A 25,848-nucleotide genomic window follows, 5' to 3' on the forward strand; every position below is an offset into this window, starting at 1 on the left:
ACCGACCGGTTAGTAGATAGTCTGAGGGGGAATAAAATGAGATTAGAAAACAAGACAGCAATCATTACTGGCGGTGCCAGCGGAATAGGCCGTGCAGCCGCCCTTCGATTTGCTGCGGAAGGAGCTCAGCTGGTGATTGCCGATGTGAATGGTGATGGCGGGCGAGAGACAGTTCAGCTTATTGAACAACAGGGAGGCAGCGCTCTTTTTTCCGAGACAAATGTAAGCGATTCCAAACAGGTGAAAGAACTCGTTTCAACAACTGTTGAAGCATACGGGAAGCTTGATATTCTCTTTAATAACGCAGGCATAAGCAATCCGGATGTTAAAAGTGTTGATCTTGAGGAAGAAGATTGGGACAGGATCATTGATATTAACCTGAAAGGGGTATTCCTCGGCATTAAATATGCAGTTCCTGAGATGAAAAAGGCTGGAGGCGGAGTGATTATCAACACCTCTAGTTTGCTTGGGATCAAGGGACAAAAATATCTGGCTGCGTACAATGCATCCAAGGCCGGCGTCATCTTGCTGACCAAAAATGCAGCGTTAGAATACGGCAGAGACCATATCCGTGTAAATGCTATTGCCCCGGGTGTTATCGACACCCAAATTATCGACGGGTGGAAAAATGATGAGCGAAAATGGCCAATTATTTCGAGGGCCAATGCCTTAGGCAGAATCGGAACACCTGAGGAGGTCGCAAATGCGGTCCTGTTCTTAGCCTCCGATGAATCTTCCTTTATTACTGGTGCCACTTTGTCAGTCGACGGCGGTGGACTGACATTTTAGCCATATACAATTAAGTTATATTTTGAATGGGGGAAATTAAATGAGCGAGAAGAACGTCTGGCTTTCCAAGTATCCTGACTCCATTGCTTCCACTATCACTATTCCTGAAAAATCCTTGCCGCAAATGTTGCGAGAATCAGCAGAGAAGTATCCTCAAAACAATGCTTTATCCTTCTATGGCAGGAAAGTTACCTACGAACAATTGTCCCAGACTGTGACACATTTTGCCTCAGCACTGCAAAATAGAGGAGTCGAGGCTGGAGACAGAGTTGCCATCATGCTTCCGAACTGTCCTCAATATGTCATTTCATATTTTGGTATATTGACAGCAGGGGGTATTGTCACACAGGTTAATCCAATGTCCGTTGAACGTGAGCTTGAATATATTCTCAATGACTCAGGAGCGGAAACGATTGTCGTGTTTGATGCGCTCTATGCCAAAGTTAAAAGTGTTCGGGCCTCTACGAAACTAAGAAATATCATTGTTGTCAGTCTCCAACCTTCTAGTCATGATTTTGCACCAGATACAAAATTTGAAGTGTTCTTATCAGAAAGCAGCGGCCGGACATCTGTAGTGGATGTTGATCCAGCAGAGGATGTCGCTGTCCTGCAGTATACCGGCGGAACGACAGGTAGATCCAAAGGGGCGATGCTAACCCATCAGAATCTGCTTGCTAATGTCCTGCAATCATATGAATTTTTCAAGAATGACATCAAACCTGGACTAGAGCGCTCGTTGACTGTCATTCCCCTGTTCCATGTGTTTGGAATGACAGCTTGTATGAATCTATCAATCTATACAGGGGCAGAGATTATTTTGTTGCCGCGCTTTGATCTGGAAGAGGTCCTGAATACGATAAAAAATGAACAGCCGACCATGTTCCCAGGTGTGCCAACGATGTACGTCGCGATCACGAACCACCCGAAAGCAGAAGAATATGGAATCGGCAGCATAGAAATTTGCAACAGCGGCAGTGCGCCTATGCCAGTTGAGCTGCTAAAAGAATATGAGAGAAAAACTGGTTCAAAGATCCTTGAAGGCTATGGCCTTTCTGAGGCATCGCCAACTACACATTGCAATCCAAGTTTTGCGGAGAGAAAGCCTGGCAGTGTCGGTATCGGCATGCCATCAACAGAATACAAAGTTGTTGACCTGGCAACAGGAACAGAAGAAGTACCAGCTGGAGAACTGGGTGAAGTAATCATCAAAGGGCCGCAGGTTATGAAGGGATATTGGAATATGCCAGAGGAGACAGCGAACACATTGAGGGATGGATGGCTTTATACAGGTGATATCGCTAAGGTAGATGAAGACGGATATCTCTATATAGTCGACAGGAAAAAAGACTTGATCATTGCGAGCGGCTACAATATTTATCCGCGAGATATCGAGGAAGTATTATATGAACACCCAGCTGTCCAGGAGGCCGTTGTCATTGGCATACCGGATGAATACCGAGGTGAGGCAGTTAAAGCAGTGATCGTGCTAAAAGCAGGTAAGGAAGCGGATGAAGCTCAAATCAAGGAATTTTGCCGGCAAAATATGGCGGCATACAAGGTTCCGAACGTCGTGGAGTTCCGTGAACAGCTGCCGAAGACGAGTGTGGGCAAGATTTTGCGCAGAGCATTAAGAGAAGAAGTAAAAAGTATATAAATACTTTATTACTCAATGGGACAGGGGGTAAAATATGGTATAATTTCTGTGCAGACTAGTAGGATTGCGAGGACAGCAAAGTGAAAGAAAAAATTACAGCACACAGCATAAAATTATTTGAGAAAAAAGGCTTCAGTGAGACATCCATCCAGGATATTGTTGACTCACTCGGGGTGACCAAAGGTTCGTTTTATTATTACTTTTCCAGCAAAGAAGAATTACTGATGGATATACACCTGAGATATATTGACGAGTTATTAGGACGTCAAGAAGAAATTCTCTCAGAACAGTCAACAAGCAAGCAAAAATTGTTCGATATCGTATATATGCTGATTAGCAGCATTAAATCAAAGGGTGCCTCGGCAAAAATCTTTTTCAGGGAAATGCGTCACTTAAGTGATGACAGGCTTTCCCAGATTGTCGCAAAGCGAGATCAATTCAGGATGAACGTTGAAAGACTGATTCGTGAAGGAATCGATAGCGGCGAATTCCGGAAGGATTTGAATCCTGTTATTGTTACCTTTGGTATACTGGGTGCTGCCAACTGGAGCTACCAGTGGTTCAATCCTCAGGGGAAGATATCAGATCGGGAAGTGGCCGAGATTTTTGTCGAAATGATCCTAAAGGGAATCGAAGTCAATTGAAGAATAAATGTAGGGAGGGGCTTGTGAGAGCCAAGCCTCTTTCTATAGCATTTACATACCAACCGGTTAGTACGAAGGATGGTTACTAAATTCAATACTGCAGAGAGTAAAGGAGCGATACAATGCAGGAAATCCAGGTTCAGGCTCGATTCGGCGAGACGGACGCGCTCGGACATATTAACAATACTAGTTATTTTGTTTATCTGGAGGAGGCAAGGATTCGTTTTTTCGAGTCTCTTGGCTACAACATGGAATTGAATGACTGGAAATTCATTTTAGCTTCCACTAAATGTGATTTCGTTAGCCAGGGTTATTTTGATCAGTTATTAACGGTAAAAACTTATGTATCGAGAATTGGCTCAAAAAGCTTTCAGCTTGAGCATGATATTGTTTGTTCGCAAACGCAGCAGCTGATTGCAAAGGGAAATGCAATCATTGTGTATTATGATTTTACAAATCAAATGAGTGAGGTTTTGCCAGAATTGCTTAAAGAAGGACTGAAAAGCTATTTAGTGCCCGCTTAAAAAACTGAATATTCCGTTTATATATAGGAGGTGCTAGAAATGAGATTTGCAGAATCTGTCGTTCTTATTACAGGAGCGGGGAGCGGAATCGGGAAAGCGACGGCGGCCCGGTTTGCCAGTGAAGGAGCAAAAGTGATACTGGTCGGACGGACGAAATCTAAGCTTGAGAGCGCGGCTAAGGAAATTAATAAATACCATAAGGTTCCTAGATCAGAAATCTTTCCAGCTGACGTAACAGATGAAGAAGATGTCCGGGAGTTAGCACAATACATTGAGGAACAATTTGGCAAATTACATGTCCTTGTCAATAATGCAGGCGGTTCGGTCCACTCAAAGATCATGGACACCTCAGCAAGCGATTGGGACTTTGTACAAAATACAAACTTAAAAAGTGTTTTCCTTGTCTCGAAAACGCTTGGAAAGCTCATGGCAAATAGCGCAATGAAGGAAGGAGATCTGTCTCAAAACCGTTCGATTGTGAATGTAGCCAGTTTATCCGGACACCAGGCAGGTGCCCATATCCCCCATTATAGTGCTGCTAAAGCTGGTGTCATCAATTTTACAAAAGCAATGGCATTGGAATTGTCTCCTTACGGGATCAGGGTCAATTCAGTATCACCTGGTTTCGTGGAAACTCCCCTGACTGAGGAGGGGATGAAGAATGATCAATTTGTTAAAGCGATCAGAAGAAATACAGCACTAGGGCGAGCTGGCAATCCTGATGAAATCGCGAATGTGATTGCATTTGTCGCATCAAGGGAAGCTTCATACATGACGGGTTCTGACATTCTCGTTGATGGCGGCTGGTTGATTAAATAAGCTTATGATTCTATTAAATCCGAGAAAGGGTGATTGCTTTGACGAATGTTAGTATGAGTGACCATTTGGTCATTAATAAAAATGAAACAGTACTGTCCTTAACCTTAAACAGACCTGAAAGCTTGAATGCCTTCAGTCCGGAAATGATTCTTACACTGACGGAGGCATTGAAAGAGGCACAGCACGACCCCGAGGTAAAGGTAATCGTTTTATCAGGTGCCGGCCGGTCGTTCAGTGCAGGCGGCGATGTAAAAACGATGGGCCAGGCAAACGCGGCAGGAGTCTATGACCACATCGGCAGACTGAATGAATGTATCCTTGCAATGAAAGCTGCAGAAAAGCCGATCATTGCAGCAGTTCATGGTTTTGCTGCTGGTGCAGGTTTTAACCTAGCCTTAGCTTGTGACCTAATTATCGCAGCCGATGACAGTAAATTCGCGCTGAGCTTTTCGCAGGTTGGCCTCGTCTCTGACGGCGGGGGTTCCTATTTTGTCCCAAGACTAGTTGGACCGCATCTGGCAAAACAATTCTTGTTCACTGCAGAACCCATACCGGCGGAGCGTTTATACCAGCTAGGAGTCATCAATTATCTTGTACCTGTAGAAAAGTTACAGGAAGAAACACTAAAGCTTGCCGGTCAGCTGGCAAATGGGCCGACCAGAGCGTATGGGATGATCAAGAAGCTGGTTGACCATGCAATGACAGCAAGCCTGGAAGAAATACTGGAGCAGGAGCGGATTACACAGACAATGATGGTATCAACTGAAGACCATCAAGAAGGCATTGCAGCCTTCAAGGAAAAAAGAAAGCCAAACTTTACAGGCAACTAAGGAGGAAAACCATGAAAGCTTTTCAACTGAAAGAATATGGAGGTCCAGAGGTTCTCCAAGTGGTAGAACTAGAACGTCCAGTTCCTAAAGGTCATCAAGTATTAATTGAAATCCATGCGATTGGAGTCAATTATGCGGACACAGCAAGAAGAGAAGGTCAGTACGTTGTTCCAACTAATCTGCCGTTTATCCCTGGAGCAGAAATTGCGGGGGTAGTGGTTGAGACAGGAGAATCAGTAACGACTGTCAAGAAAGGTGACCGCATTGTTACCTTGATCGAATCAGGAGGTTACGCTGAGTTTGCCCTGGCTGACAGCCGCGGTCTGATTCCGTTGCAGGACCAGATGGAATTTGAGCAGGCAGTCGCACTCCCGCTGCAAGGTTTGAGCGCTTACCACATCCTGAAAACGATGGGGCGCCTTGAAAAAGGTGAAACAGTGCTAGTCCATGCAGCAGCTGGAGGTGTAGGCACTCTGGCTGTCCAACTAGCCAAGCTATCAGGTGCAGGCAAAGTAATAGCGACTGCTAGCACAGAGGATAAACTCGCATTGGCCTCTGATATGGGAGCGGATGTACTTGTCAATTATACTGAACAAGGATGGGAGGAAAAGGTTCTTGAAGCGACTGGCGGTAAAGGGGTCGATGTCGCTCTGGAAATGGCAGGAGGCGAGGTTTTCAATAAAACATTAAAATGCCTTGCCACTTTTGGACGGCTGGTTATCTATGGGGTTGCAAGCGGGGAGCAGAGCCGCTTTTATCCATCATCCTTGATGGCCAGGAACCAGTCTGTCATCGGGTTTTTCCTGCCGCAGATCATGAGGAAGCCAGAGCTGATTCAATCAAGTATGGCTGAAATGCTTGGTTATTTATCAAAGGGTCAATTGAAACTGACAATCGGCGGCGTTTACCCGCTCGACCAGGCAGCAGAAGTCCATCGACTTTTACAATCACGTCAGACAAAGGGAAAGCTGATTCTTAAACCATAAAAGGGGTGTGCTGTATGACAACAATCAATACGGTAACTGGTCCAATTAAAGCGGAGCAATTGGGGAAGACGCTGATTCATGAGCACTTTATCTTTGGCTATCCTGGTTTCCAGGGGGATGTTACTTTGGGTGCTTTTAATGAAGAAGCAGCTCTGGAAGAGGCCATCAACATTGCCAGGTACATGCAGAGCTTTGGTGTGAAGACAGTCGTGGATCCGACACCTAATGAATGTGGAAGGAACCCTGAGTTTTTAAGTAAAATCTCGGAAGCTACTGGCCTCCAGATTATTTGTGCTACGGGCTATTATTACGAAGGCGAAGGAGCAACTCCTTATTTTAAATTCAGGCAGGCATTAGGCACAGCGGAAGAAGAAATCTATGAAATGTTCAAAAAAGAGCTAACCGAAGGGATCGCAGGTTCCGGAATAAAGCCAGGAGTGATTAAGCTCGCTTCAAGCAAGGATGAAATCACAGAGTATGAAAAAATGTTCTTCCGTGCAGGCGCACGCGTGCAGCAGGAAACAGGCGCAGTCATCCTCACACACACTCAGGAAGGAACAATGGGCCCAGAGCAGGTCAGGTTACTGATTGAGAATGGAGCAGATCCTGGAAAAATCATTATCGGCCATATGTGCGGAAATACCGACCCTGAATATCATAAACAGGTAATGGACCAGGGAGTCAGGATCGGCTTGGATCGTTTCGGCATCCAGGGAATGGTTGGAGCTCCTTTCGACCAGGAACGGGTACAGACTTTATTGGCTTTATTGAATGAAGGGTACGAAGATCAAATTTTACTGGCACATGATACCGTAAATATCTGGCTGGGACGCCCACCTGTCATGCCGGAACAGGCTGCGAAGATCATGGAGAACTGGCAGCCAGGGCATATATTCAACAATATCCTTCCACAGCTCAGAGAAAGTGGAGTAACTGAATCGCAAATTGATAAAATGCTTGGCGGAAATGCAGTGGGTCTCTTCACAGGGGCTCCGGCAAAGGTAGTTTCCTAGAAACAGTTCTCAGAGCTGATTCAAGATTCTAATAGAAAGGGGCGATGACGTATCCAAAAGATTATACCGCTGACTCTGGATTCGCCTTTTTCTGAAGGAATCGTTGTCGTTTATGCCGTTCTTGGTGAAACAGCAACACTTATAGATACAGGCAATCCAGGCGAGAAATCCTTTTACCAGCTTAAGTCATTGTTAAAAGATCATAAACTCAGCTTTAAGGATTTTGACCATATCATTGTGACCCATATGCATACGGACCATTGTGGTGGAGTCGGCCTAATCCAACAAGAAGCACCCCTTCCAGTATATGTACATGAGCTTGCCAGGCCAGCGATTACAGGAGGAGAAGCAGAGTTTAATAGAATCAATCAATTTTTTTATGATTTTATTAGGCAATGTGGTGCTGACGCTTCCGTTCATCAGCATGCACGCAAATACAAAGAAGAAATCTGGCGTGACGTCCATTATGTCAGCGAAGGTGATGAAGTATACATAGGTGGAAGACCCTATAGTGTGTTGCATGTTCCGGGTCACAGCCAGACGGATATCCTTCTGATTGATGAGGAGCAGGGAATCACATTTGTTGGTGACCATATAATACCTGAGCTGGCCGTCAACGCCTTTATCGAACCACCTGTGCCAGGGAAGAGGCATCGTCCCGCTCCCTTGATCCAATACAGAGAATCCCTGATCCGCTCAAGAGGCAGACAGCTTGGAAAATGTTTTTCTGGACATGGAAAACCCTTCACACAGCACATTGAACTCATTGATAAAAGATTAGCTCAGCAGGATGCACGCTGCCAGCAAATACGGCAGGTTTTAAAAGAACGTGATAAAAATGTTTACGAGATTTGTCAGGAGGTCTACCCGCACTTGAAGGGCGGAATCTTTTTCCTTGGGCTCTCACAAATACAGGGCCATCTTGATTTGATGGAGGCCCGAAATGAGGTGATGAAAGAGGAACGGAACTCAATCACATATTACAAGCTGATCTGATAGTTGCCCAAGCTTCTTAAACTTTTAACAGGAGAGGATTACATGAAGCTGAAAGAGCTGCTTGAAAATAATATCAGTAAATACGGTGAATACCCATTTATCTATTATAACGGTCAGCAGTATACAAATATAGAAACCAGGAATTATGCTGACCAGATAGCGAATGGTCTCCATAAGCTTGGAGTCGGAAAAGGCGACAGGGTTGTCGTTTGTATGCTAAATAATCCTGAAGTGATTTTTTCCTATCAAGGGATTACCAGGAGCGGTGCAGTCATTGTACCCATCATGTTCACCCTGCATCCGAAAGAAATTCAGTACATCATCAGAAATTGCGAAGCCAAAGTTGTCATTTCCTCTTCCTATACAGCAGAAAATATGAAAAAAGCGATTGAAGGCCTGGAAGTCAAACCAGTGCTGGTCGTTACAGATCTTCCTGGCAGTGAAGACGTATTCAACCTTTATGATCTCATGTCTACGGAGTCAGCTGTCACCGAGGAAGGTTCTGATGAAAACGAAACCGCCGTGATTTTATACACCTCAGGAACGACTGGAAATCCGAAAGGCGTTCTATTGACCCACAAAAACCTCTACACCAATGCTGCTAACTCCGCGGCCCATAATGAAACCGAAAGAGGCGTTACGATTGGCGTCCTGCCGTTAGCGCATGTCTACGGGCTTACGATATCTAATACATGCTATATAACGGGTAGTTCAGTTGTTGTATTCGCCCGGTTTGATCCAGAAGAAATTTTCAAAGCTATTGAGACTTATAAAGTAAAAGCTTTTTCTGCGGTGCCTGCGATGATCCACGCAATGGTTGGCAGCCCACATGCTGATCAATATGATACATCTTCCCTTGAGTGGATTGGCTCAGGGTCGGCACCATTGCCGATTGCACTCCTCAATGGTTTCCGCCAAAAGTTCGGCGCGAAAGTTTTTGAGGGTTATGGTTTATCAGAGGCAGCCCCTATCGTTACCGCTCACAATAAGAAAGTCGAAATAAAACCAGGTTCAGTCGGAATCCCGCTTCCAGGGGTCAACATAAAAATTGTTGATGACCGGGGATCTGATGTCCCAACTGGAGAGGTTGGCGAATTGATTGTCTCAGGTGAAAATGTTACCCCGGGATACTACCAGAACAGCGAAGAAACAAACAAGGTAATCAAGGAAGGCTGGCTGTTTACCGGTGATATGGGCAGAGTTGACAACGAAGGTTATCTCTATATTGTCGACAGGAAAAAGGATTTGGTCATCAGAGGTGGTTTTAATGTGTATCCCCGTGACATTGAAGAGCTGCTGAACTCTCATGAGGCTGTCTCAGAAGCGGCTGTTGTTGGAGTACCTGATGAGGCGATGGGTGAGGAAATCGTTGCATGCGTCGTGAAAAAAACGGGAGCCACTGTGACTGCAGAGGATCTAATTCATTACTGCCAGGACAATCTTGCCAAAAACAAAACACCGAAGCGCATTGTTTTTATGGAAGCTTTGCCACGGAACGGTGTGGGCAAGATACTGAAAACTCGTTTAAGAGAAACAGCTGCAAATATCATCACAAAATAAGCCATTTACCAAGGAGGAGCGCAAGTGGAACAAAGAACAATTTTAACAACCAGCAAGCGAGGACTGCAGATAGATTCATTCCCGTTCCGTCTCTATCAAAAAGCGAAGAAGTTCGGCATCTGGAACCCGGCTGATATTGATTTTACCCAGGACCAAAAAGACTGGAAGCAACTGAATGCTGAACAACAGAATGATATTTTGCGTTTGGTTTCGCAGTTCCAGGCCGGAGAGGAGGCCGTTACCCTTGATTTGCTGCCACTGATCATGGCCATCGCAAAAGAAGGCAGGCTCGAGGAAGAAATGTTTTTAACTACCTTCTTGTTCGAAGAAGCCAAGCATACAGAGTTCTTCCGTCTTGCCTTGAATGCACTTGGTGAAACAGGTGATCTATCAGGACACCATACAACTACTTATAAAACGATTTTTTATGAAATCCTGCCAACTACGATGGACCGTCTGATGACAGACCAATCACCTGAAGCGATCGCCGAAGCAGCAACTGTCTACAATATGTTCGTCGAGGGTGTCCTTGCTGAAACGGGCTATTACTCATTCTATCAAAATCTCGAAACACTCGGTTTAATGCCAGGACTCCTCAAGGGAATCGGCAATTTGAAAAGGGACGAATCCAGGCATATCGGCTATGGAACCTTCCTGCTGCAAAGAATGATCTGTGAGCACCCTCATTTGTACGAGTTTGTTGAAGGGAAAATGCAGGAGCTAACTCCGCTTGCCATCCGCCTGAACCAGGAGGGCTTTAAGGGTAAGGATGTAAGTACATTCGGAAACCAGATTGAAGATACGATGAATTTTACGATGAAACAGCTTGCTGTCCGGATGGACATCCTTTCTCGTGCAAGGGGCAAGCGGATTGAAGAGATTTATAGAGTCACAGAAACAGAAATGGGAGTTCTATAAGTTCAGTTAAACAGGCCATAATAAGCAGCCTGGTCGAAATAGTTGAGAATGTGGTCGAATAAATCGAATATGTGGTCGAATTAATTACAAATGTGGTCGAATAATTCACAAATGTGGTCGAAAAAGTCGGAAAAGTGTTCGAAATAATGAATTCGGGCCGAATAACAAGGTAGATATAACTATGATTTGAGGAATGGGGTCTAAGAGTAGTACAACTTTTTGAAAACGACCATTAATAAGGGATATACCCAACAATTTTTTATAAGTGAAGGAGGAAGCAAAATGACTGTAAATGTGGATGTAAAAACGTTCCCGTTGTTCATTAATGGAAAATGGGAGGCAGCGAGCAGCCAGGAAACCTTTGATGTATTTAATCCGGCAACTGGTGAACTGGTGGCACGCGTGGCAAAAGGAAATGCAGCTGATGTTGACAGGGCCGTTGATGCAGCACGTAAGGCATTTGATGAAACTGACTGGAAGGATATGAAGCCAAAGGACAGATCGAAGGTGCTTTATGCTATCTCCTATCAAATAGCTGCCCATGCAGAAGAATTGGCTTATCTTGAAGCGGTCAGTTCCGGCGGTACGGTGAGAAGAATAGGCGCAAACGATATTCTTCAAATGGTCGATTTATTCCAGACATTGGCTAAGTTCGTTGAAGATTATGAGTTTTCTGAAACGCTGCCTAGCCCGCCATTTCCGGGACCGGCACATAATTTTATCTGGCGTGAACCCATCGGAGTTTGCGCAGCAATTACTCCTTGGAACCTGCCAATGGTGATCGCGACATGGAAAATCGCGCCTGCACTGGCGATGGGAAATACGGTTGTCGTCAAGCCGGCAAGCTACACTCCTTTATCGACTTTGAAGTTAGCTGAAATCATTTCACAGGTCGTACCTCCTGGAGTCATTAATGTCGTGACTGGCCCGGGTGCTGAAGTCGGGGAAAAGCTGGCCAGTCATCCAAAAGTTGATAAGGTTGCTTTTACAGGATCGACTGAAGTGGGCCGAAAGGTGATGCAGTTGGCTGCAGGGACAATAAAGAACACGACACTGGAGCTTGGAGGTAAGTCACCTAACATCATTCTTGAGGATGCCGACTTAAGTATCGCCTTGCCGGGAAGCTTATTCGGGGTGTTCCTGCATTCGGGCCAGCTTTGTGAATCGGGCACGAGGCTGTTTGTTCCGGATCATTTGCATGATGTAATCGTTGAGAATCTTGTAAAGCTGGCTGGGAAAATCAAGCTAGGCAATCCACTTGACCCTGCAAGTGATGTTGGCCCTGTCATATCAAAAACGCAAAAAGAGACGATTTTATCTTATATTGAAGCAGGAAAAGCAGAAGGAGCCACCCTTGTCTGCGGTGGAAAAGAAGCTAAGGTTGATGGCTGCGAAAATGGCCATTTCATTGAACCGACGATTTTCACAAATGTAACGAATGACATGAAAATTGCCCGTGAAGAAATCTTCGGACCTGTTTTGTCTGTGATTCGTTATACAGATGTTGAAGAAGCCATCAGAATGGCGAATGACTCCATTTACGGTCTTGCTGCAGGCGTATGGACCAGGGACGTGAATAAAGCATATGAGGTTGCCCGCAAACTGCAGGCTGGTGTGGTCTGGATCAATGACTGGCATATGCTGCGCAATGATGCCCCATTTGGCGGATACAAGCAGAGCGGAATCGGCCGCGAGATGGGCAAGCATTCACTCGATGCCTATACCCAAGTCAAACATGTACACACTTCGATGGTACCAGAAGCTCATAAGCGAACATGGTATGGCTTGCTGCTTTCCGACAGTGCTGAATAAGAAAATAAAAATTTTATGAGGTGAATAGGATGCAAACGACAACATTATCACAGTTCTCCCTACGTTCGGCAATTTACAGTGGATCAAATTCCCGTGCAATGGTACCTGATTTGTTCAAGGGCTTAGGGTCTAAAAGGGTGGTTCTTTTTAGCGACAGAGGTCTGGAAAAAGCCGGCGTAGTAGACAAGGTCGCCCAAATTTTCGAGCTGACCAGTAAAGGAACCGGCCCTGAACTTGCAGGGATTTATGTCGACATTGCCCAGGATGCCGAAAGCCGGTCAGTGAATGAAGCGCTCCGGTATGCAAGGGAAGTGGGGGCTGACGGGCTGCTTGCTGTCGGAGGCGGCAGCGTGCTTGACACGGTTAAAGGAGTAAAGTATGCCCTGCATAAAGGGTTAACCGATATCAAGGAAGCGATTCCTGGCGGCTTTTTATTCGAGCAATTCCCAAAGGCAACCCATATCCCGATTCCGCACATCGCCATTCCGACAACTGCAGGAACAGGCTCTGAGGTCTCGCCGATCGCGGTCATCTACAATGAGGATATTCAAATGAAAGGCAATATCATCAACCCTTTCCTCAGCGCGGATATTGCGGTACTGGATCCTGACTTGACAGTAGGTCTGCCGCCTGCAATCACTGCTTTTACCGGCTTTGATGCACTGACTCATGCGATTGAGGCATTTGCTTCACCTAGTGCCACTGCACTGACGGATGCCCATGCTTTGCATGCAATCAGGCTGATTGAAAAAAATCTTCCGATTGCTGTAGCAGAAGGTTCCAATCTTGACGCAAGAATGGAAATGCTGCAGGCGAGCCTTATGGGAATCACGGCATTCAGTTTTGCTTTGAACGCCATTCCAGTCCATAACTTCGCCCATGCATATGGAGCATTGTTCCGAATTCCTCATGGACTGGCAAATGCTGTTTTCCTACCTGTGGTGATGGAATATGTCCCAAGTTTATATCTTCCGAAGGTAAAAGAGTTAGCCGCGGCATTGCGTGTTGACTTTGATACTGATGAGGATCATGAGTCTGTCCTGGCAAAAGTTGTTGAAAAAATCAGGGTGCTTCAGCATAAGACCGGATTGCCATCGGACTTTACAGAATACAATTTAACTGAGGAAGACCTGGAGCGGGTTGCAGGTGCCGTTGCCAAGGACCCTGCCGCCGTATCGTTCCCGATGCTAAAAGAACTGATTCAGGCTGTCGGACAGCAAGTCGTGCCACTTGGCGTAAAATAATATGAATTAAGAGGGGAATCCGAACGCGGTTCACCCTCTTTTTACAATGAGGGGCTTATCCTAAAAGCCCGAGTTTATAAAGGAGTGGTCACCGATGATGAATTTTGATTTTACTGAAGAACAAGAGCTATTGAGAAAAACGGTCAGGAGCTTTGTAGACAAGGAAATCATGCCATATATAAAAGAATGGGATGAAAACCAGCATTTTGAAACCAGTATTTTAACAAGGCTTGCTCACCTGGGATTAATGGGAGTCTGCATCCCTGAACAGTATGGTGGCAGCGGGATGGACTATAATTCCCTGGCGATTGTATGCGAGGAACTTGAGCGCGGGGACACGGCCTTCAGGACAGCGGTATCTGTGCACACCGGGCTTAACAGCATGACCTTGCTTCAGTGGGGAAACGAGGAACAAAAGCAAAAGTACCTGGTGCCACAGTCAAAAGGGCAGAAGGTAGGAGCGTTCGGCCTTACCGAACCTAATGCAGGGTCCGATGTCGCGGCAATGCAGACAACGGCGAGGGACGCAGGAGATCACTATGTCCTCAATGGCTCAAAAACATGGATATCATTATGTGATGTAGCGGACCATTTCCTTGTATTTGCTTATACGGACAAAAGCAAAAAACACCATGGCATCTCTGCCTTTATTGTGGAAAGGACTTGGGAAGGCTTCTCCTCTAAAGCGATCAAAGGAAAATTGGGTATTAGGGCCGGAAATACCGGTGAAATTTTCTTTGATAATGTAAAGGTTCCTAAAGAAAATTTGTTGGGGGAAGAGGGAGATGGGTTTAAAATTGCGATGTCTGCACTGGATAATGGCCGCTTCACGGTTGCTGCCGGGGCATGCGGAACAATCCTGGCAAGCCTTGAGTCTAGTGTAAAATACTGCCATGAACGAAGCACCTTTGGCAAAGAGATAGGCAGACACCAGCTCGTCCAGCAGATGATCGCCAAGATGGAAGCAGGATTGGTACAATCACGATTGCTCGTTTACCGTGCCGGCTGTCTTAAAAACCAGGGTAAGAGGAATACCCGGGAAACCTCCCTGGCCAAGTGGCAGGCATGCGACTATGCCTATGAAGCAGCAAACGATGCCGTGCAAATCCATGGAGCATATGGTTTCTCCAACGAATATCCGGTTGAACGGTATTTGCGTAACGCCAAAGCCCCTGTCATTTATGAAGGAACAAGAGAAATTCACACAGTCATGCAGGGAGAGTACGTTTTAGGATATCGAGTCGATAAAGCATTGTCCAAAATGCTCCCAGCATGGCCGTTTGAGTCCGTTACTGAAGAGGCCGTGAAATAAGTTAAGTGTAGAGATTGAGTAGATACTTTTGCTTTGCCCGAAATTCGGTGGTGGAGTCCATTTAGGGTAATGCAACAACTCTGCATTGCCCGTAATTCGATGGCGGAGCCAATTTGGGGTAATGCAACGGCTCTGCTTTGCCCGAAATTCGGTGGTGGAGTCCATTTAGGGTAATGCAACAACTCTGCATTGCCCGTAATTCGATGGCGGAGCCAATTTGGGGTAATGCAACGGCTCTGCTTTACCCGTAATTCGATGGCGGAGCCAATTTGGGGTAATGCAACGGCTCTGCATTGACCGTAATTCGATGGCGGAGCCAATTTGGGGTAATGCAACGGCTCTGCTTTACCCGTAAATCGCTGTCGGTGACAATTTGGGGTAATGCAACGGCTCTGCTTTACCTACAATTCAAAGTGAACTTCCATTTGAGTAAAAGCAGCACTTAACCTTAAAATTCATTCGATATACTTTAACTAAAACAGCTGAGGTATTGTGTATTGCACATAAAAAAGGTGACGACTTCATTTCGAAGCCAGTCACCTTTTTACTCTTATAAGATCATTTCAGATTGAACGTAGTGATATAACAGTTTCGCTGTATTCTCAATTGAATCTTTGTGCGTTCTTTCGAAGGCATGGGATGAATCGATTCCCGGTCCAATCAGTCCATGGATGATATCATGTCCTGAACGGATAGCAGCAGATGCGTCTGATCCGTAGAATGGATAAATATCGAGCTTGTAGCCGATTTCATTATCGATTGCCAACTGAGTCAGCCTTTTCCTTAGCTCGTAATGATACGGGCCGCTCGCATCCTTTACACAGATGGAAACTGTGTACTCATCCGTTGACTGGCCATCACCCATTGCGCCCATATCGACCGCCAGATACTCAACGGTTTCCGGTGTGATATTTGAGTTTCCGCCATAGCCAATTTCTTCATTATTGGATATCAAAAAATGGGTTGTGTATGGCAGTTCGATGTTCTCTGCCTTAATTTGTTTGATTAACTGAAGCAGGATGGCCACGCTTGCTTTGTCATCAAGGTGACGTGATTTAATGTATCCTGAAGGTGTTGTTTGAACACGTGGATCGAATGAAACAAAATCTCCTACTTCAATTCCATGTGCCCTCACATCTTCCACGCTATGTACTTTTTCGTCAAGACGCACTTCCATGTTGTCCTGGTTGCGTTCTGCTTTCCCGGCATCCTTATAAACATGGACGGAGGTTTGATGCATTAGTATTGTGCCAGTGAACTTTTTGCCGCTTGTAGTTTCAATTTCACAATACTCGCCTTCAATGGAGTTGTATTTGAAACCGCCAATCAAATCAAGCTTTAGACGCCCGCTTGGCTTGATTTCTTTTACAATCGCTCCGAGAGTATCAACGTGGGCAGTCAGCATTCTGTGGTTTTGCTGATCCTTACCAGGAAGAGTCGCAATCAATCCGCCTTTGCGGTTCCGTTTCGTTTCAACCTGTAACTCTTTCAAATAATTTTCCACATATGTAATTACTTCATTCGTATTTCCTGAAGGACTCGGGATGCTAACCAATTCCTTCAATAAGCTTACTGTTTCATCTGTGTTCGGGTATGCCATAGTAAAACTCCTCTCATATAAAATCTTCACATTATTCATATTATAAACTTTTTTCCGGAGGCAAAGTAGGCATTTATAAAGAAATACTGTAATCTCCAAACCAGTCTATTCATATTTTGATTGTGGATGCAGTTTTGGGGAGGAGATAAAATGAACGGTTATTGGTTCAAATATTCATTGATTCAATGGTGTAATGAGATGGAGGCAAAGTGTCATTCCATTAAAGGTCAGTTCAGGGAATCCGGTGATGAAGCCAATTTGCAGAAATGGCAAGAAAATCTACTGGCATTGAAGCAAAAAGCGCAACACTCTTTAGACGATGGAGCATTATATGAGCAGGCCAGAAATTTGTATGACGAATTGGAGAGTTATTTGCACGGCCCTGATTGGGAAAATGAGCGTCAGCAAGGACAAAGACTGCAGCCAGTCCCTATAGGCGGCCACAGACTTCCTCCGTTACCGTACGCTTATGATGCGCTTGAGCCTGTGATTGATCAGGAGATAATGAGACTTCACCATTTAAAGCATCATCAAAGCTATGTGAATGGTTTGAACAAGGCTGAAAAAGAAATGCAGAAAGCAAGACAAACTGGGGATTTTGGTTTAATTAAACACTGGGAAAGAGAAGCAGCCTTCAATGGCGCGGGCCATTATCTTCACACGATTTTTTGGAGCATTATGAGCCCTAATGGCGGCGGCACCCCAAAAGGACAGCTAGGAAAAGCGATCAACGATTCATTCGGCAGCTTTGATGCATTCAAAAAGCATTTTTCAGAAGCAGCGAAAAACGTTGAGGCTGTTGGCTGGGCAATCCTTGTTTGGTCACCGCGTTCCCACAGACTGGAAATCCTCCAGGCAGAAAAACACCAGAATTTATCCCAATGGGATGTTGTCCCTTTACTTGTCTTGGATGTTTGGGAGCATGCTTATTACCTGCAGTATAAGAACGAGCGGGCTAAATATGTAGAAAACTGGTGGAAGGTCGTCAATTGGAAAGAAGTCGAGCAGCGGTTTAATAAGGCCAGGACACTAGCATGGCAGCCTTTTTGAGAGTGACTTCTTGTCACCCTTTTTTTTGTATAGGCGCTTCTGTTATAGCCTAATGTTATTATAAAGCCGTGTTGATTGTTGTGGAAAGCGCGTAGAAAATCAACAGTCGATTTTAACAGAGCCTTTTGTATAAAAGTCTCCTTATAGCGAACACTAAACGTATGTTCGGGAGGTGTTTTTTATGGAAAACAAAGATTATAACCAGATTTACAATGATTATAAGGAACAAAGCCAGGGACAAGCAGAACTGGAAGCCAACTCACCACAATCAGGAAAAGAACAAATTGTTGCCGTCCGTAAAAATGATGATGGCGATCTGATTGCTTTTAAAACAGAAAGCGGGAGAGAACTTGATTATGTTTCTGCTCTTACCGAAGCTAAAGCGGGAAAACTTGCCCATGTGGATGTATTCCATAAATACGGCCGTGATATCCTCAGGAGCGAACCTGACGGAATTAAAGAAAATAACCTCGATAATTTACCACATTTCTAGCAGGGAGTATTCCCTGCATTTTTTATAAATTACTTGATTTTTCAGAAATTTCACTCTAAAATAAGATTAACATACCAACCGGTAGGTATGTATGATGGAGTTAAGACATACACTTTAATAGACTATCAGATTTTAAGAATAAGATGGGAGTGACTTTGAATGCATTTACGCCTTACGGAAGAACAAAAAATGGTACAAAAGACAATTCGCCGATTTGTAGAGAAAGAATTAATGCCGCTCGAAAATGAAGTACTAAGAAATGAAAGAGAAGGACGTCCAAGCCTTCCTCCTGGAAAAATGCATGAACTACAGATGAAAGCTAAAGAAGCAGGATTCTGGGGAATCAATACACCTGAAGAATATGGCGGGGCAGATTTAGGCCAGATGATGATGGCGATCGTCCTGATGGAAGTATCTAAAACATTCGTGCCATTCCAGTTTGGTGGTTCAGCAGACAATATCCTTTATTATGGCAACGAAGAGCAAAAACAGAAGTATCTGATTCCTACCATCAACGGGGAGAAAAAATCGTGCTTTGCGATGACAGAGCCAGGTGCCGGCTCAGATACAAGAAATATTAAAATGACGGCTGTGAAGGACGGGAATGAGTGGGTCCTGAATGGTGAAAAGACGTTCATTACAGGTGGGAATGAAGCTGACTTTGTCATGGTCATCGCGATTACTGATAAAGAAAAACACCGTGCTACGGGCCGTGACGGGGTGACCTGTTTTATTGTCGACCGTGATATGGGCTGGAAATCAGAATTTATACATACGATGGGCGAATGGGGACCGGCGGGACTGGTGTTCGATAACGTCCGCGTACCAGAGGAAAATATCCTCGGCGAAGTTGATGGCGGCTATAAACTGGGACTGGAGTGGATCGGGTTTGCAAGATGGGTTGTTGGTGCCAGGGCGATCGGAGCCGCGGAACGCTTGCTGCAAATGGCGATTGACTATTCAAAAGAACGGATTACCTTTGGCAAACCGATTGCTGAAAGACAAGCTATCCAGTGGATGATTGCCGATTCAGCTGTGGAAATCGAAGCCGCAAGATGGCTCGTACTTAATGCCGCTTATACACTTGATGCCGGTGAGGATAACAGGCATATGGCATCGATGGCAAAATTGTATGGCTCCAACATGGGGAACAGGGTTGTCGACCGCGTCATGCAAATCCATGGCGGTATGGGTTATACAAGGGAATTGCCAATAGAGCGCTGGTATCGGGAAGCAAGACTTTGGAGAATTTACGATGGCACTGATGAAATCCAGCGTATGATCATCGCCAGGGACCTATTGAAAGGGCATGTGAAAATCGGCCAGTTTGTATAACCAACAAATGAAAGCGTTCACAGTCTGATAGACAGAGGAGGAACTAGAATGACAGGAAGATTTGAGGGAAGAGTTGCTTTTGTGACGGGAGGCAGCAGGGGGATCGGAAAAGGAATTGTTCAGCTTTTCGCCGAGGAAGGAGCAAAGGTTGCTTTTATTGACTTGAATGAAGAAGCATTAGCGGAAACGACGAACGAGTTACGTGAGAAAGGATATGAAGTTTATTCCAAAGTAGCGAACGTGACAGACTCCGGGCAGGTTGAACAGGCAATGAAAGAAGTCCATGACACTTTTGGGTCTGTCGACATCCTTGTGAACAATGCCGGCGTCATCCGTGATAATCTGCTATATAAAATGACGGATTCCGACTGGCAAACGGTCATGGATGTTCACCTGAAAGGTTCATTCAATGCAGCAAAAGCAGCTCAGAATTACATGGTTGAACAGAAATATGGCCGAATTATCAATATTTCATCAACGTCCGCACTTGGAAACAGAGGGCAGGCAAACTATGCAGCTGCAAAGGCAGGTCTCCAGGGTTTCACTAAAACACTTGCAATCGAACTTGGTCGTTATGGTATTACATCCAACTCGGTGGCTCCAGGCTTTATCGAGACAGAAATGACAAAAGAAACAGCTGCTCGAATCGGTATTTCGTTTGTTGACCTGATTAAACACAGTGTCGCGAGCATTCCGGTCGGCAGGAGCGGAAAACCGGCGGATATCGCCAACACAGTAGCCTTCTTTGCTGATGAAAAATCATCTTTTGTCAACGGCCAGGTCATTTATGTAGCTGGCGGTCCAAAAAATTAATGTGAGGTGAAGGTCAGTGTTCAAAGAGCATATTGGCAAACAGTCCAATAAAGTAAAAAACATTGTGGAACGTGGCGCTGTCAAGAAATTTGCTGAGTCCATCGGAGATCTACACCCCATTTTCATTGATGAGGAAACCGGCCAAAACTCCAGATATAAAAGGAACATTGCCCCGCCTACTTTTCCAAGGGTTTTCGATTACGGAACAATACAAGGACTGAACCTTCCTAATAAAGGCCTGATCCATGGGGAACAGACTTATCATTACGAACGCCCTTTACTTGTAGGTGAAGAAATAACCTGTTACTCGGTAATCAAAAATTATTTCGAAAAGAAAGGAACCCAGGGTGAAATGGGCTTCCTGGTATTAGAAAGCTTTGGTGAAGACGAAATGGGCAAACTAGTCTTTTCCTCCACGCAAACGGTCATTATCACGGAAGCGGTAAGGAAGGTGCTGATTGGATGAGTAGCTTGGCAGAATTGAAGGTAGGCGAAGCCCTGAAGGAAGTTCAACTGGACCCGGTCGACCGGATTACCCTTATTAAATACGCCGGTGCTTCAGGAGATTACAACCCGATCCATACAATTGATGAAGAAGCGAAAAAAGCAGGGCTGCCGGGGATCATCGCTCACGGCATGTGGACAATGGGCAATCTCGCAAAGCTTTTCACCGAATTTTACGAGGAAGGATTCATTCAGGATTATACGATTCGTTTTAAAGGAATGGTCTTCCTGAATGACGTCGTCACTCTCCAGGCAGAACTGGCAGAGGAAAATGAGAACATCCTTAGATTCAACGTTAGAGCAATCAATCAAAATGGCAATGAAGTCATTAAGGGAGATGTCCTGTATCATCGGTATGCTTCTTAATAATTAAACCCGGCAGAGAGTTGCTGGGTTTATTGCTATAGCGGAGGATTGGACACTTTAGGAATAAAAATTCAGGCATAAAGCCCAGAGTTCAGGAATAAACACAAAATCCAAAGATTAATGACTTTCGATACTCTACTTATCTCAAATTTCAATTTAGAAATAGCAGAAACGAGGTGTTAAACAATAGTGAACTTTGATTTTGAAGAGGACTTACTGGCTTTAAAAAGAAATGTCCGTGATTTTATCCAGAGTGAAGTCGAGCCTGTGGCGATGCAGATCGAAGAAGAAGACAAAATTCCGGAAAACATCATCGAGCTTTCCAGGGAAATGGGCCTTTTCGGATTAAGCATACCCGATGAATACGGCGGACTTGGAATCGGCATGGTGGAGAAATGTGCACTGTATGAGGAAATCGGCCAGACGCACAATGGCTATACGACTTTGGTTGGAGCCCATACCGGGATTGGCACAGTCGGGATTGTCGAGCTGGGCAATGAACAGCAAAAGCAAAAATACTTGCCGGCTATGGCGAGCGGAGAGAAAATCGGTGCTTTTGCCCTGACAGAACCTGATGCCGGTTCGAACGCGGCCAACTTAAAAACGACAGCCGTAAGGAATGGCGATAAATATGTGCTGAACGGTTTGAAGCACTATATTACGAATGCATTAGAGGCGAGTGTTTTTACAGTGATGGCAGTGACGGACTCTGAAAAAGGAGCAAAGGGAATCACTTCATTAATTGTCGAGAAGGACTTTCCTGGCTTCAAGCTCGGCAAAGTGGAAAAGAAGATGGGCCTGAAGGGATCGCATTCTGCTGAATTGGTGTTCGAGGATTGCGAGGTTCCAGTTGAAAATGTTCTGGGAACTGAAGGCCAGGGCTATGTAAATGCCTTGAAAATACTGGCCAACGGCAGGGCGGGCCTCGCGGCGAGAAATTTGGGGTCATCACAAAAGCTTCTTGACATGTCTGTAGCCTACGCGAAAGAGAGGATCCAGTTCGGGAAACCGATTATCAAGCATCAGGCAGTAAGCCATATGCTGGCGGAAATGGCGGTTGAAATCGAAGCACTCAGGTCTTTTACATACCGAGTTGCCTGGATGGTTGATTCTGGCCAGAAGGTTATAAAGGAAGCTGCCATGCTGAAGCTCTATGGATCGGAGGTTTACAACAGGGTCGCCGATAAAGCAGTGCAGGTTCACGGGGGTCTCGGTTATATATCTGATTACCCGGTCGAAAGATATTTCCGTGACGCTCGAATCACAAGGATTTATGAGGGAACGTCGGAAATCCAGAAAAACATTATCGCTGCTCAGCTGGAAAAAGAATTTTAACAACTGAACATACCTACTAGTTAGTATGAAAAAAGAATGAGGTGGAATGGATGAATTTTAACCATACGGAGAAGATCAAGGAATATCAGGCCAGACTGACTGAGTTTATGGATGAATATGTCTATCCGAATGAAAGGCTTTATAAAGAACAAATTGACAAACATGACCCATTCTCCAAAGTTCCCCCAATCATGGAAGAACTGAAGGTGAAGGCGAAAGAAAAAGGGCTCTGGAACCTGTTTTTACCAGAAAGCGAATACGGCGAAGGTCTCACCAATCTGGAATATGCACCGCTCTGCGAAATCATGGGAAGGTCAAGTATTGCGCCAGAGGTGTTCAACTGTGCTGCTCCTGACACCGGCAATATGGAAGTCCTTGTACGTTATGGAACTGAAGAGCATAAGGAGCAATGGCTGAAACCGCTCCTGGACGGCGAGATCCGGTCCTGCTTCTCGATGACAGAGCCAGACGTCGCTTCCTCGGATGCAACGAACATCCAGGCAAGCATTATCCGTGATGGAGATGAGTATGTCATTAACGGAACGAAATGGTGGTCTTCAGGTGCTGGGGATCCGCGCTGCAAGATTGCGATTGTGATGGGTAAAAATGACCCCGATGCCCCGAAGCATGAGCAGCAATCTATGATTCTGGTTCCGCTTGATACACCAGGAGTAACGATTAAAAGAATTCTGCCTGTCTTCGGGTACGACCATGCGCCCCATGGACACGCGGAAATAGAATACAAGAATGTGAGAGTGCCAGCCTCCAATATGCTATGGGGTGAAGGAAAAGGCTTTGCGATTGCCCAGGGTCGCCTCGGACCGGGGAGAATCCATCATTGTATGAGAACGATCGGTGCAGCTGAACGTGCACTGGAAGAGATGTCTAAACGCGTTCTCCAAAGAACTGCATTCGGTAAAAAGCTCGCCGACCAGGGCGTCATCCAGGAGTGGATCGCGGAAGCAAGGATCGATATCGAGCAGGCGAGACTCCTTACTTTAAAGGCAGCCTTCATGATGGATACAGTCGGAAACAAAGAGGCCAAGGCCGAGATTGCGATGATCAAAGTGGTTGCGCCTAATATGGCACTCAAAATCATCGACAGGGCCATCCAGGCATTCGGAGCTGCAGGTGTAAGTGATGACTTCACGCTCGCAGCTGCATGGGCGAATATCAGGACACTAAGATTGGCAGATGGTCCTGATGAAGTACACAAACGAGCGATCGCAAGATACGAGCTGAAAAAATATCTGTAAGGAGGAAACATCTATGCATGTATCAGAACTGTTTTCACTAAAAGGAAAAGTAGCGATTGTCACTGGCGGAGGACGAGGACTTGGGGAACAAATCGCTATTGGTTTCGCAGAAGCAGGTGCCAATGTGGTGGTTTGCTCACGGCGAGTAGACGCCTGTGAAGAAGTCAGCGGGAAGCTGAAGGAAATCGGAGTTGAATCTCTGGCTTTGAAATGTGACATCACCAACCCGGAAGATGTGAAAAATGTAGTAGAACAGACTGTTGAGAGATTCGGCAGGATCGATATCCTTGTCAATAACAGCGGAGCCTCCTGGGGCGCACCGGCAGAAGAAATGCCGCTTGAAGCATGGCAAAAAGTCTTGAATGTCAATGTGACAGGAACATTCCTCATGTCACAGGCGGCTGGTAAGGTCATGCTTGAGCAAGGAGCTGGAAAAATCATTAATATTGCTTCTGTCGCAGGACTTAAAGGTTCCAACCCAAAGGTTATGGATGCCATTGGCTATAACGCCAGCAAAGGGGCTGTCATTACTTTCACAAAGGACCTGGCCGCAAAATGGGGGCCGCGCGGCATTTATGTCAATGCAATTGCACCTGGATTCTTCCCGACAAAGATGTCGAAGGGTCTGCTTGAAAAAGGCGGCCAGGCCATTCTTGAAGGAACTCCATTAAGGAAATTTGGTTCGGATACGGATCTTAAGGGTGTAGCGGTATTCCTGGCAGCATCAGCATCGGATTATATTACCGGGGATATAGTAGTCGTCGATGGCGGAACGCATGTACTGTAAAAGGAGGCAGCATCCATGAACAGAGATGCAGTGATTGTATCTGCAGTTAGGACAGCAATCGGCAGGCAGGGCGGAGCGCTTGCTTCGGTACCTGCCCATGTCTTTGGGGCAGAGGTGATCAAAGAGGCAATCAGGAGGGCAAAAGTAAAGCCTGAAATGATTGAGGACGTCATCATGGGGAATGTCATCAGCGGAGGCGGAAACATTGCCAGGTTGACGGCTTTGCAAACAGGACTATCCCTTGAATTGCCCGGCCTGACGATCGACCGCCAGTGCGGGTCTGGAATCAATGCGGTCAACCTTGCAGCCCAGGCGATAAAATCGGGGACCGGCGATGTCTATGTGGCTGGCGGCATCGAAAGTATGAGCAGGGCACCTTATTTAATGGATAAACCAGAAAGACCTTACAGTCCTGTGCCTCCAAGTTTCAGAAAGTCCCAGCTGTCACCGAAAGAAATCGGCGATCCGCCAATGGGAATCACAGCGGAAAATCTAGTAACAAAATATTCAATCAGCAGGGAAGAACAGGATGAATTCGCACTGGAAAGCCAGAAAAAAATGGCAGCAGCGATGTCTGAAGGACGATTTGATGAACAAATTGTGCCGATTACGATACCTGTCCGAAAAGGTACACCAGTTATTTTTAACAAGGATGAGCATCCGCGGCCGCAAACGACTATGGAGGCCCTGGCTCAACTTAAGCCAGCCTTTTTACCAAATGGAACGGTCACAGCCGGAAGCAGTTCTGGCCTGAATGACGCAGCTGCAGCCTTAATTGTTATGTCAAGAGAGAAAGCACAAGAATTAGGTGTGAGACCAATGGCGGTCGTAAGGGAGCAGGCAGTAGCCGGGGTGGATCCAAATATCATGGGCATCGGTCCGGTACCTGCAGTCAGAAAGGTTTTTGAAAAGTCTGGGCTGACTCTCGATGACATGGACGTCATCGAAATTAACGAAGCATTTGCTGCACAGGTGATTGCTTGTGACAGGGAGCTAAACATGGATAGGGCCAAAGTCAATGTCAATGGCGGGGCGATTGCTCATGGACATCCATTGGGAGCCACTGGAGCAATTCTGATCACGAAAGCAGTTTACGAACTCCAAAGAAGAGGCGGACGGTACGCGCTGATCACTGCTTGCATCGGCGGCGGCCAGGGAATCGCCACAATCATTGAACGAGAATAACAATTTCACCTAAAAGGAGGAAT

25 protein-coding genes are annotated in these 25,848 nt (G+C 45.6%); 24 read left to right on the forward strand and 1 reads right to left on the reverse strand.

Going from position 1 to position 25,848, the window contains the following annotated elements:
* The first annotated feature begins 36 nt into the window (after positions 1 to 36).
* From AC0VX7_RS12415 to AC0VX7_RS12480, 14 genes are all read left to right on the forward strand, one after another.
* Entirely contained in the window at positions 37 to 789 is a 753-nt protein-coding gene (locus tag AC0VX7_RS12415) for an SDR family NAD(P)-dependent oxidoreductase (RefSeq protein WP_475424462.1), read from the forward strand.
* A gap of 40 nt (positions 790 to 829) precedes the next feature.
* On the forward strand, positions 830 to 2,443 hold the full coding sequence (locus tag AC0VX7_RS12420; RefSeq protein WP_475424463.1) for a long-chain-fatty-acid--CoA ligase: 1,614 nt from the start codon (positions 830 to 832) through the stop codon (positions 2,441 to 2,443).
* Between the two features lie 80 nt (positions 2,444 to 2,523).
* Entirely contained in the window at positions 2,524 to 3,087 is a 564-nt protein-coding gene (locus tag AC0VX7_RS12425) for a TetR/AcrR family transcriptional regulator (protein ID WP_475424464.1), read from the forward strand.
* A 122-nt stretch (positions 3,088 to 3,209) separates the two neighbouring features.
* Positions 3,210 to 3,611: an acyl-CoA thioesterase gene (locus AC0VX7_RS12430; RefSeq protein WP_475424465.1), complete on the forward strand. Its 402-nt coding sequence runs from the start codon at positions 3,210 to 3,212 to the stop codon at positions 3,609 to 3,611.
* 39 nt (positions 3,612 to 3,650) lie between these two features.
* A complete protein-coding gene (locus AC0VX7_RS12435; RefSeq protein WP_475424466.1) occupies positions 3,651 to 4,430 on the forward strand; it encodes an SDR family NAD(P)-dependent oxidoreductase in 780 nt (259 codons plus the stop codon).
* Positions 4,431 to 4,483: 53 nt separating this feature from the next.
* Positions 4,484 to 5,260, forward strand: coding sequence for an enoyl-CoA hydratase/isomerase family protein (locus tag AC0VX7_RS12440; protein WP_475428145.1), 777 nt, complete (start codon positions 4,484 to 4,486; stop codon positions 5,258 to 5,260).
* An 11-nt stretch (positions 5,261 to 5,271) separates the two neighbouring features.
* Positions 5,272 to 6,246, forward strand: a complete 975-nt coding sequence (locus AC0VX7_RS12445; RefSeq protein WP_475424467.1) for a quinone oxidoreductase family protein — start codon at positions 5,272 to 5,274, stop codon at positions 6,244 to 6,246.
* 14 nt (positions 6,247 to 6,260) lie between these two features.
* Positions 6,261 to 7,259 carry a phosphotriesterase family protein gene (locus AC0VX7_RS12450; RefSeq protein ID WP_475424468.1) on the forward strand — a complete coding sequence of 333 codons (999 nt, stop codon included), beginning with the start codon at positions 6,261 to 6,263 and terminating at the stop codon, positions 7,257 to 7,259.
* 99 nt (positions 7,260 to 7,358) lie between these two features.
* Complete coding sequence (locus AC0VX7_RS12455; protein ID WP_475428146.1) at positions 7,359 to 8,255, forward strand: MBL fold metallo-hydrolase; 897 nt, start codon at positions 7,359 to 7,361, stop codon at positions 8,253 to 8,255.
* 42 nt (positions 8,256 to 8,297) lie between these two features.
* Positions 8,298 to 9,815, forward strand: coding sequence for a class I adenylate-forming enzyme family protein (locus tag AC0VX7_RS12460; protein ID WP_475424469.1), 1,518 nt, complete (start codon positions 8,298 to 8,300; stop codon positions 9,813 to 9,815).
* A gap of 24 nt (positions 9,816 to 9,839) precedes the next feature.
* On the forward strand, positions 9,840 to 10,733 hold the full coding sequence (locus tag AC0VX7_RS12465; protein ID WP_475424470.1) for a R2-like ligand-binding oxidase: 894 nt from the start codon (positions 9,840 to 9,842) through the stop codon (positions 10,731 to 10,733).
* A 282-nt stretch (positions 10,734 to 11,015) separates the two neighbouring features.
* Positions 11,016 to 12,545 carry an aldehyde dehydrogenase family protein gene (locus AC0VX7_RS12470; RefSeq protein ID WP_475424471.1) on the forward strand — a complete coding sequence of 510 codons (1,530 nt, stop codon included), beginning with the start codon at positions 11,016 to 11,018 and terminating at the stop codon, positions 12,543 to 12,545.
* A 29-nt stretch (positions 12,546 to 12,574) separates the two neighbouring features.
* Positions 12,575 to 13,789, forward strand: coding sequence for an iron-containing alcohol dehydrogenase (locus AC0VX7_RS12475; protein WP_475424472.1), 1,215 nt, complete (start codon positions 12,575 to 12,577; stop codon positions 13,787 to 13,789).
* 97 nt (positions 13,790 to 13,886) lie between these two features.
* Entirely contained in the window at positions 13,887 to 15,101 is a 1,215-nt protein-coding gene (locus AC0VX7_RS12480; protein WP_475428147.1) for an acyl-CoA dehydrogenase family protein, read from the forward strand.
* A 550-nt stretch (positions 15,102 to 15,651) separates the two neighbouring features.
* Here AC0VX7_RS12480 and AC0VX7_RS12485 read toward each other — a convergent pair.
* Positions 15,652 to 16,701, reverse strand: coding sequence for a M42 family metallopeptidase (locus AC0VX7_RS12485; protein ID WP_475424473.1), 1,050 nt, complete (start codon positions 16,699 to 16,701; stop codon positions 15,652 to 15,654).
* A gap of 150 nt (positions 16,702 to 16,851) precedes the next feature.
* On the opposite strand from AC0VX7_RS12485, the gene AC0VX7_RS12490 reads away from it, so the two are divergent.
* The 10 genes from AC0VX7_RS12490 to AC0VX7_RS12535 all read left to right on the forward strand — a co-directional run bounded on the left by AC0VX7_RS12490 (position 16,852) and on the right by AC0VX7_RS12535 (position 25,825).
* On the forward strand, positions 16,852 to 17,751 hold the full coding sequence (locus tag AC0VX7_RS12490) for a superoxide dismutase (RefSeq protein WP_475424474.1): 900 nt from the start codon (positions 16,852 to 16,854) through the stop codon (positions 17,749 to 17,751).
* 181 nt (positions 17,752 to 17,932) lie between these two features.
* Positions 17,933 to 18,244 carry a DUF3892 domain-containing protein gene (locus AC0VX7_RS12495; RefSeq protein ID WP_475424475.1) on the forward strand — a complete coding sequence of 104 codons (312 nt, stop codon included), beginning with the start codon at positions 17,933 to 17,935 and terminating at the stop codon, positions 18,242 to 18,244.
* 159 nt (positions 18,245 to 18,403) lie between these two features.
* The gene (locus AC0VX7_RS12500) at positions 18,404 to 19,579 is read left to right on the forward strand and encodes an acyl-CoA dehydrogenase family protein (protein ID WP_475424476.1); all 1,176 of its coding nucleotides are present in this window, start codon (positions 18,404 to 18,406) and stop codon (positions 19,577 to 19,579) included.
* Between the two features lie 48 nt (positions 19,580 to 19,627).
* On the forward strand, positions 19,628 to 20,392 hold the full coding sequence (gene fabG, locus AC0VX7_RS12505; protein ID WP_475424477.1) for a 3-oxoacyl-ACP reductase FabG: 765 nt from the start codon (positions 19,628 to 19,630) through the stop codon (positions 20,390 to 20,392).
* A gap of 16 nt (positions 20,393 to 20,408) precedes the next feature.
* Positions 20,409 to 20,858 carry a MaoC family dehydratase N-terminal domain-containing protein gene (locus tag AC0VX7_RS12510; RefSeq protein WP_475424478.1) on the forward strand — a complete coding sequence of 150 codons (450 nt, stop codon included), beginning with the start codon at positions 20,409 to 20,411 and terminating at the stop codon, positions 20,856 to 20,858.
* Positions 20,855 to 21,262, forward strand: coding sequence for a MaoC/PaaZ C-terminal domain-containing protein (locus AC0VX7_RS12515; RefSeq protein ID WP_475424479.1), 408 nt, complete (start codon positions 20,855 to 20,857; stop codon positions 21,260 to 21,262). The genes AC0VX7_RS12510 and AC0VX7_RS12515 overlap by 4 nt, the downstream gene beginning before the upstream one ends.
* A gap of 189 nt (positions 21,263 to 21,451) precedes the next feature.
* Positions 21,452 to 22,597, forward strand: a complete 1,146-nt coding sequence (locus AC0VX7_RS12520) for an acyl-CoA dehydrogenase family protein (protein ID WP_475424480.1) — start codon at positions 21,452 to 21,454, stop codon at positions 22,595 to 22,597.
* A 50-nt stretch (positions 22,598 to 22,647) separates the two neighbouring features.
* Positions 22,648 to 23,853: an acyl-CoA dehydrogenase gene (locus tag AC0VX7_RS12525; RefSeq protein ID WP_475424481.1), complete on the forward strand. Its 1,206-nt coding sequence runs from the start codon at positions 22,648 to 22,650 to the stop codon at positions 23,851 to 23,853.
* A gap of 13 nt (positions 23,854 to 23,866) precedes the next feature.
* Positions 23,867 to 24,640 (forward strand): SDR family oxidoreductase, encoded by a 774-nt coding sequence (locus tag AC0VX7_RS12530; protein WP_475424482.1) that lies wholly within the window; start codon positions 23,867 to 23,869, stop codon positions 24,638 to 24,640.
* A gap of 15 nt (positions 24,641 to 24,655) precedes the next feature.
* Complete coding sequence (locus tag AC0VX7_RS12535) at positions 24,656 to 25,825, forward strand: thiolase family protein (protein WP_475424483.1); 1,170 nt, start codon at positions 24,656 to 24,658, stop codon at positions 25,823 to 25,825.
* Positions 25,826 to 25,848 lie beyond the last annotated feature (23 nt).

This window comes from Mesobacillus sp. QJM3NY_10 (genome assembly GCF_056173465.1).